The following is a 6722-nucleotide window of genomic DNA, read 5'->3' as shown; positions in this document are numbered from 1 at the left end:
CCGCCCAGGAGAACCGCAAGGGCCGCCTTCCCCCCACCGCGGCAGCCGGCGCCTGACGGCTTGGCTGCTGCGACTCCCCCTCAAGGGGGAGTAATGGAAGGGGGGAGTGATGGGAAAAATGAGACGCAGGCTCGCCCCTGGCTTGTCTTTACTGCATTAACGGAGGCAGGAATCTACCCTCCATGGCGAGGTGGGAATCGTTTCCCCTCGATTGCGTAACGGCTACGCGGCGCCCGCCGCTGCTTGTCCATATGCGGTCGCAGCAGGTAAAATCGCGGCCGTAGCCGGCCCATACCGCGGGCCGGGCGGAACTCTCGCGCGGAACTTTCGCGCAACGGAACAACCGGAATGGATCCATATTACCAGGAAGACCTTAGCGCTCTGCAGGAGTGGTGGCAGCGCAACGGCAAGGCCCTGATCTGCGGGCTGGCCATCGGCGTATGCGGCGTGGTCGGCTGGCGCTTTTGGGAGGCGCGGCAATTGCGGCTGGCGGAAGAGGCCTCCGGAATATTTCAGGAATTGCTGGCGCGGACGGAACTCGGGGAAGCCGAGCAGATCGGGTTAGAAGAAATGGAGGTCGTGGAAAAACTGGCCAAGCAATTGCGCGCGGAATACCCGAAGACCGCGTATGCGTCTTTCGCCGCGCTGCTGCATGCCCGCTTCCTGGCGGAAGACGGCGACTTGGCGGAGGCCGCCTCCCGCTTGCGCTGGGCGCTCGAAAACGGCGGCGAGCCCCTGATTCGCCATATCGCGCGCCTGCGGCTGGTCCGCGTCCTGCTCGCGGCCCGGGAACTCGAAGAGGCGGAAAAAGAGCTGCAAGCCGTGCGGGTTTCATACCCCTCGCCTGCATACTACGAGTTGCAAGGCGACCTCTGGTGGCTGAAGGAACGCAAGGACCTTGCGGCGGAATATTATCGCCAGGCATTGCGGGCGGCGGGGGCCGCCGGCCGCTCGCCCTTCCTGGAAATGAAGCTGGAGGAACTGGGGCCCGCCGCGGCCGGCGCGGGGGGAAAGAGTTGAGGACCCTGTTGCCGTTGGCGGTCTTGTTGCTGGCCGCCGCGGCCTGCGGCGGCGCGGGCAAAAAACCGGCGGCAAAAGAGCCGGCCGCCCTGGCCGGCATCGCCGACGCGATTCGGATCGCAAAACGCTGGTCCGCGGACATCGGCGGCACTCCGGAAAAATTGGCGCGCCGGGGCTTGCGGATCGTGCTGGACGGCGACCGCTTGTACGCCGCCGACGGTACCGGCAACCTGCTGGCCCTGGATGCCGAAAGCGGCAAAAAGATCTGGAAACGGGATACGGAAACCCGGATCGCGGGCGGGCCGGGGGCGGCCGGGGGAATCGTAGTGGTGGGCACGGACGAAGGCGAAGTGCTGGCCTACGATGCCGGCCAGGGCAAGCGGTTGTGGAACGCCCGGGTGTCCAGCGAGGTGCTGGCGCCCCCGGCCGTCGGCACGGACAGCGTCCTGGTGCGCACCCTGGACGGAAAGCTGTTCCGCATCGCCGCCCGCTCGGGCCGCAAATTGTGGGTCTATAGCACTAACCCGCCCCCCCTGACCTTGCATGGCGCCAGCGCCCCGGTGCTTCACGACAACATTGTCCTGGCGGGGTTCGACTCGGGGAACCTGGCCGCCATCGAATTAAGCAGCGGCAAACCGCTGTGGGAGATCGAAGTCAGCCCGCCTAGCGGCCGATCCGAGCTGGAGCGCATGGTGGACGTGGATGCCGAACTGGAGGTCGTGGACCATTCCGTATATGCGTCCAGCTATCAGGGCAACATCGCCATGGTGAACCTGCTGACCGGCCGCATTTCCTGGACGCATGCCGTTTCTTCCTACAGCGGCCTCGCCGCCGACGACTCCAACCTGTACGTCACGGACGACGAAGGCCGCCTGCTCGCCCTGGACCGCGCTACCGGAGAACCCCGCTGGCAACAGGACCTGTTGCGCCACCGGCGCCTGTCTTCCCCCCCGGCCGTGTTCGACCGCTACGTGGTCTGCGGCGACGAAGAAGGCTATCTGCATTGGTTCCGCCGCAGCGACGGGAGCCCTGCCGGCCGGGTGCGGCTCGCCAGCAGCCCCGTCCTGGCATCCCTCGCCACCGAGCGCCTGCTGTATGCCTATGCCGCCAGCGGAGAGATCGCGGCCTTCTCGGAGCGGCTGCCTTGACTCTGCCTTTGATCGTAATCGTCGGGCATCCCAACGCCGGAAAATCCACGCTGTTCAATCGGCTGACCGGCACCCGGGACGCGCTGGTGGCGGATTTCCCGGGAGTGACCCGGGACCTTTTGCTGGGCAACGGCCGCTACGGCGGGCGCCCGCATCTGGTTGCCGATACCGGCGGCCTGCCGGGGCAATGGCAGGCGGGGCGGGCGCCCCTGGCGCGGGCGGCGAATCGGCATACGCTGCGGGCCGCAAAGGATGCGGACTTTTTGCTGTGGCTGGCGGACGGCCGCGCCGGCCCCACCTCCGGAGACGAAGAACTGGCGCACCGATTGCGGCGGCTGGGGCCGCCGTTCTGCCTGGCGGTCAATAAAACCGAGGGGCAGGCGCCGGCGCGGGCGGTGCGTGATTTTTACTCCCTGGGTTGCGGCGCGCCGCAGGCGATTTCCGCCCTGCGCGGCAACGGCGTGGCGCAATTGATGGAGCGGGCGCTGTCCGGCCTGCGGGCGCCGGCGAAACCGGCCGCCGCCGCTGCCGACGAGCAACGCTTTCGCATCGCCGTGATAGGCCGCCCCAACGTGGGAAAGTCCACCCTGGTAAACCGCATCCTGGGGCGGGAGCGGATGATCGCCGCCGCCGTTCCCGGCACCACCCGCGACAGCGTCAGCACCGACCTCGACGGCCTGTCCCTTGCCGGGATGCGCTGCTCGGTAACCGATACGGCCGGCATCCGCCCTTACCCGAAGACGACGCGGCTGGAGCGGCTCAGCATTGCCAAGTCCTTGCAGACTTTCGCCGACGCCCAGCTCGTGGTGCTGGTCGCAACGGCCGAAGAAGGGCTGGTCGCCCGCGATGCCAAGCTGCTGAACCTTGCGCTGCGGCAGGGGAAACGTTGCGTCATCGCGGTAAACAAGTGGGACCGGCTGCCTCTGCCGCGGCAAAAGCGGCTGCGGCGGGAGATCGAAAGCCGGCTGGTCTTCGCCCCCGGCACGGAGGTGCGCTACATATCCGCCTTGTACGGCAACGGCATGGGCGGCTTGTTCGCCGCCATCGAGCGCGCCTCCGCCTCCCTGTGCATGGACTTCCCCACCTCCAAGCTGACCCGAATCCTTCGGGAGGCCGCGGCCAGGCATCCGCCGCCCATGGTAAGGGGCCGCAGGATCCGCCTTTTATACGCCCATATTGGCAGCAGGGCCCCATTGCGGATCGTGATTCACGGGCGGCAAGTCGCCCGCATACCTTGGAATTATCGCCGCTACCTGGCCAATCTCATGACGGCGGAACTGGGCCTGAGCGGCACTCCGGTAGGGCTTGAGTTCCGGCAGTCGGAGAATCCCTTTGTCTCCTTTACGGCCCCGGAAGAACGGCCCGCGGCGGGCAAAAATACGGGACGCGGGGAACGCATCGCGGAATTGTCTGCGTAACGGAGGCGTCTGCGTAACGGAGACCATGGCCGGCCTGCGCCGGTCCATCGCGGCGGGCGCCGGGCGGCGCCCTTAAGCGCGCCTTAGAGGTGCTCGCCGAGGAAGCCCTGCAGCTCGCTGGCGTACTTCTTTTCCAGTAACAGGTCCGGATCCTGCAGCAGCCAGTCGCCCTCCTGGCTTCCCTCCTGCTCCAGATATACTTCTTTCTCCGAGGAAAGGACCACATGCAGAATGCCTTCCTCCGGGCCCGGCTCCAGAAACAGCTTGAAGCGGTTGCGCACCGTCATGTCCTGTTGCAGGTAGGGTACCGTCCACACCGTCTCCATGACCCCCAGCGACAGGTCTTCCAGGTCCAGGGCCAAGCCCTTCGAGCCCCAGAATTTTCGCAGCAGAGGCCAGACTTCCTTCCACTCCCCCTGCACCTTCACCAGTTGCTCGTTCAGCACGGTATCCCGGCGCGGCGGCGGCAGGCCGGGCTCCAGCGGCGGGCTGGGGACGGGCCGCCGCCCGGCAACCGCGGCGAATTGCGATTCCGCCTCGGCCGGTTCCGTTGCCGCCGGTTCCGATTCGCTCGCTTCGGCGGCCGCGGCGTCTTCCCCGGCGTCCTGTCGCCCTGCCTGTTCCGGCGTCTCCTCCTGTACGGGCGGCGCCTCGCCCGCCGCCTGTTCCGGCGCCTCTTCCTGTACGGGCGGCGCCTCGCCCGCCGCCTGTTCCGGCGCCTCTTCCTGTACGGGCAGTGCCTCGCCCGCCGTCTGTTCCGGCCCGGCCGGTTCTTCGCCCGGCACCTCTCCCGGAATGACAAGCGGCTCCCCGGAGTCCGCCGCGACCAGGTCCGGGGGGATCTCCAGGTCCGGCAAGGTGCGACTCTTCAGATACTCTGTGCGTCTGTCCTCTTCCACCTTGTCCAACAGTTGGCAGGCGCCTAGCGGCACGCATGCCAGCACGGCAAGGAATACGCCGGAGAACCGAACCGGAACGCGCATGGGTCGGGCGAGGACGCTAATGTTGCAGGACTCCGGCGGTCCGCATCGCCTGCGCCACCGTGTCCCGGCATTTTTCGGAAAGCCAAGTCATAGGGAGACGGATGCCCGCCTCAATCAGGCCCATCCGGTGCAGGGCCCACTTGACCGGGATCGGGTTCGGCTCGACGAACAGCGCCTGGTGCAAGTCTTCCAGCGGGGCGCTGGCGGCGGCGGCGCTCTCCCGGTCTCCGGCCAGGGAGCAGTCGCACACTTTTCGCATACGGGCGGGGGCCACGTTGGCGGTTACCGAGATGACGCCCTGTCCCCCCCGGAGTATGAAATCCATCGCGCTCGCATCGTCGCCATCGAACAACAGAAAATCCTCTCCGCAAAGTTTTCGCAAGCGGGCGACCCTCCCCAGGTCCCCGCTAGCTTCTTTAATTCCGACGATATTGGCAAGCCCGGCCAGGCGGGCCACCGTTTCGGGCAGCAGGTCGCAGGCGGTGCGTCCCGGTATGTTGTACAGCAATTGGGGAATATCCACCGCCTCCGCCACGTGCTTGTAGTGCAGGTAAAGCCCTTCCTGGGTAGGCCGGTTGTAGTAGGGCGCAATCAGCAAACAGGCGTCCGCGCCGGCCCGCTTGGCGCCCCGCGTCAGATCCGTCGCCTCCGCGGTGGAGTTCGCCCCGGTGCCGGCGATCACCGGCAACCGCCCCGCCGCCATCTCCACCGCCCGGGACATCAGGGCGTAATGCTCGTCGCGGCTCAACGTAGCCGCCTCGCCGGTGGTCCCCGTCACCACCACGGCGTCGCTCCCCTGCTCCACGTGGAATTCCATAAGCCGGGACAGGCTTTCTTCGTCAAGGGCGGTATCTGGAGAAACCCCTTGTTTCATAGGGGTGATCAGGGCCGGTATGCTTCCCCGCAACATGCCGCCATGGTACCGGAATCCGCGTATATGGCAAGCAGGGAGGCGGCTTGCGTTTCGGCGCGAGGGCGCATCGTCGTCATCCCGGGTGCCGCATGTGGCGAACGCTTTGGCTTTACCGCGCATGTACCCCGAAATCCGCGATTGCGCCGAGCGGAGGGTTTTTTCCGGCAGCGAGGGTGCCGATGCGCCCCGGAAGGGGGGCGCAACAGCACAGCCGCGGGAAAGGGAGCGGCGCTATCGGCGGGGAACGGCAGGATTGCGACTCGTTCAGGGGCTGGAGCACCCAGGCCGGGCGTACCCGGCCCTGGCTCCGCGGAACCCCAAGGCCGGGCTCTATGCAGGCGATTGCGCCCGGCAATGGGGTACAATGCCGTATCGGAGGAATGGGAAATGAAAGTATCGAGCCGCGCCGTTTTGCCTCTGTTGGCTTTGTTTTTCGCGTCCTGTCCGGCTGCGAATGCGCACGCGGATTCTTATCACTGTCTTAGCGGCGACCAGCAGCACGGGCTCCGCTTTGCGTGGAACAGCTATTCCGTAAATCTAAGGCATCTCTCTTTCTATTTCGAGGGGGAGAATCAGCGCCGGCCCTTGACGGCTGCCATGAAAGGCGGGACTTACAGCGTAGCCGCAACGGAGGAAGCGGTGACCCTCCATTATATTCAGGATTTCGTACTCACTAAAATCAAACTCCCTTCGGGAGAAATAGTGGCGGACAACACCAGCGTTGCAGATCCCGAATCTTTTCGGGATATCAGGCGGTATCATGCCGTGTTCCCGGGGGTCGAGGAGTATCGTTTCGACCGCGGGAACAAAACCCTGTCCTTGAAATACAAGACGTTGTTTCCGGCGAGAAAAATTATGGAGCAAAAATTCGTCATGCAGGACGGCGCCGCCTATCCCTATCCGGAACTGGTTCGGGTGCTTGGCCCGGAAGAGGGCCGGGAAATATTTCAAGACGAAATACGACAAGGGGTGCGGGACGGATTGCAGTACTCTTGCCAAGAGGAAAGTGCCTTTAAAAGCATTTTACGGTTCTGGCTCGACCTGTTTCATAATGTCTGAAGCAATCTGAGGCGCGCCCCCCAAGCCGTTACGCAATCGAGGGGAAACGATTCCCACCCCGCTATTCCCGTGCGCCCCCGCCGCGCCATTCCCGCGCCCCCACCTCGCCATTCCCGCCCTTTACCCCGCCATTCCCGCCCTTTACCTCGTCATTCCGGCGAAAGCCGGAATCCCGCATAGA

Annotated in this window: 6 protein-coding genes; 4 read left to right on the top strand and 2 right to left on the bottom strand. The window is 65.5% G+C overall.

Going from position 1 to position 6722, the window contains the following annotated elements:
- Positions 1-348: 348 nt before the first annotated feature.
- The 3 genes from OXU43_06875 to der are packed head-to-tail and all read left to right on the top strand — an operon-like array spanning position 349 to position 3586.
- Complete coding sequence (locus OXU43_06875) at positions 349-1020, top strand: tetratricopeptide repeat protein (GenBank protein ID MDD9824876.1); 672 nt, start codon at positions 349-351, stop codon at positions 1018-1020.
- Entirely contained in the window at positions 1017-2168 is a 1152-nt protein-coding gene (bamB, locus tag OXU43_06870) for an outer membrane protein assembly factor BamB (GenBank protein MDD9824875.1), read from the top strand. Before OXU43_06875 ends, bamB begins: the two co-directional genes overlap by 4 nt.
- Positions 2165-3586, top strand: coding sequence for a ribosome biogenesis GTPase Der (gene der, locus OXU43_06865; protein MDD9824874.1), 1422 nt, complete (start codon positions 2165-2167; stop codon positions 3584-3586). Before bamB ends, der begins: the two co-directional genes overlap by 4 nt.
- An 83-nt stretch (positions 3587-3669) precedes the next feature.
- On the opposite strand, the gene OXU43_06860 is transcribed toward der, so the two are convergent.
- Together OXU43_06860 and dapA are read right to left on the bottom strand one after the other, a co-directional pair.
- Positions 3670-4569 carry a hypothetical protein gene (locus OXU43_06860; protein MDD9824873.1) on the bottom strand — a complete coding sequence of 300 codons (900 nt, stop codon included), beginning with the start codon at positions 4567-4569 and terminating at the stop codon, positions 3670-3672.
- Between the two features lie 16 nt (positions 4570-4585).
- On the bottom strand, positions 4586-5479 hold the full coding sequence (gene dapA, locus OXU43_06855; protein ID MDD9824872.1) for a 4-hydroxy-tetrahydrodipicolinate synthase: 894 nt from the start codon (positions 5477-5479) through the stop codon (positions 4586-4588).
- A 390-nt stretch (positions 5480-5869) separates the two neighbouring features.
- Here dapA and OXU43_06850 point away from each other — a divergent pair, with 390 nt between their 5' ends.
- Positions 5870-6541: a hypothetical protein gene (locus tag OXU43_06850; GenBank protein ID MDD9824871.1), complete on the top strand. Its 672-nt coding sequence runs from the start codon at positions 5870-5872 to the stop codon at positions 6539-6541.
- The last annotated feature ends 181 nt before the right edge of the window (positions 6542-6722 follow it).

The sequence above is a fragment of the Gammaproteobacteria bacterium genome (assembly GCA_028817255.1).
Taxonomy (GTDB): domain Bacteria; phylum Pseudomonadota; class Gammaproteobacteria; order Porifericomitales; family Porifericomitaceae; genus Porifericomes; species Porifericomes azotivorans.
Note: the sequence above shows the minus strand (reverse complement) of the source record. Positions and strands in the feature narration are given on the sequence as shown.

Coding starts and splice junctions, on each gene's coding strand:
- OXU43_06875 (MDD9824876.1), top strand. CDS start 349: ATGGATCCATATTACCAGGAAGACCTTAGCGCTCTGCAGGAGTGGTGG.
- OXU43_06860 (MDD9824873.1), bottom strand. CDS start 4,569: ATGCGCGTTCCGGTTCGGTTCTCCGGCGTATTCCTTGCCGTGCTGGCA.
- dapA (MDD9824872.1), bottom strand. CDS start 5,479: ATGTTGCGGGGAAGCATACCGGCCCTGATCACCCCTATGAAACAAGGG.
- OXU43_06850 (MDD9824871.1), top strand. CDS start 5,870: ATGAAAGTATCGAGCCGCGCCGTTTTGCCTCTGTTGGCTTTGTTTTTC.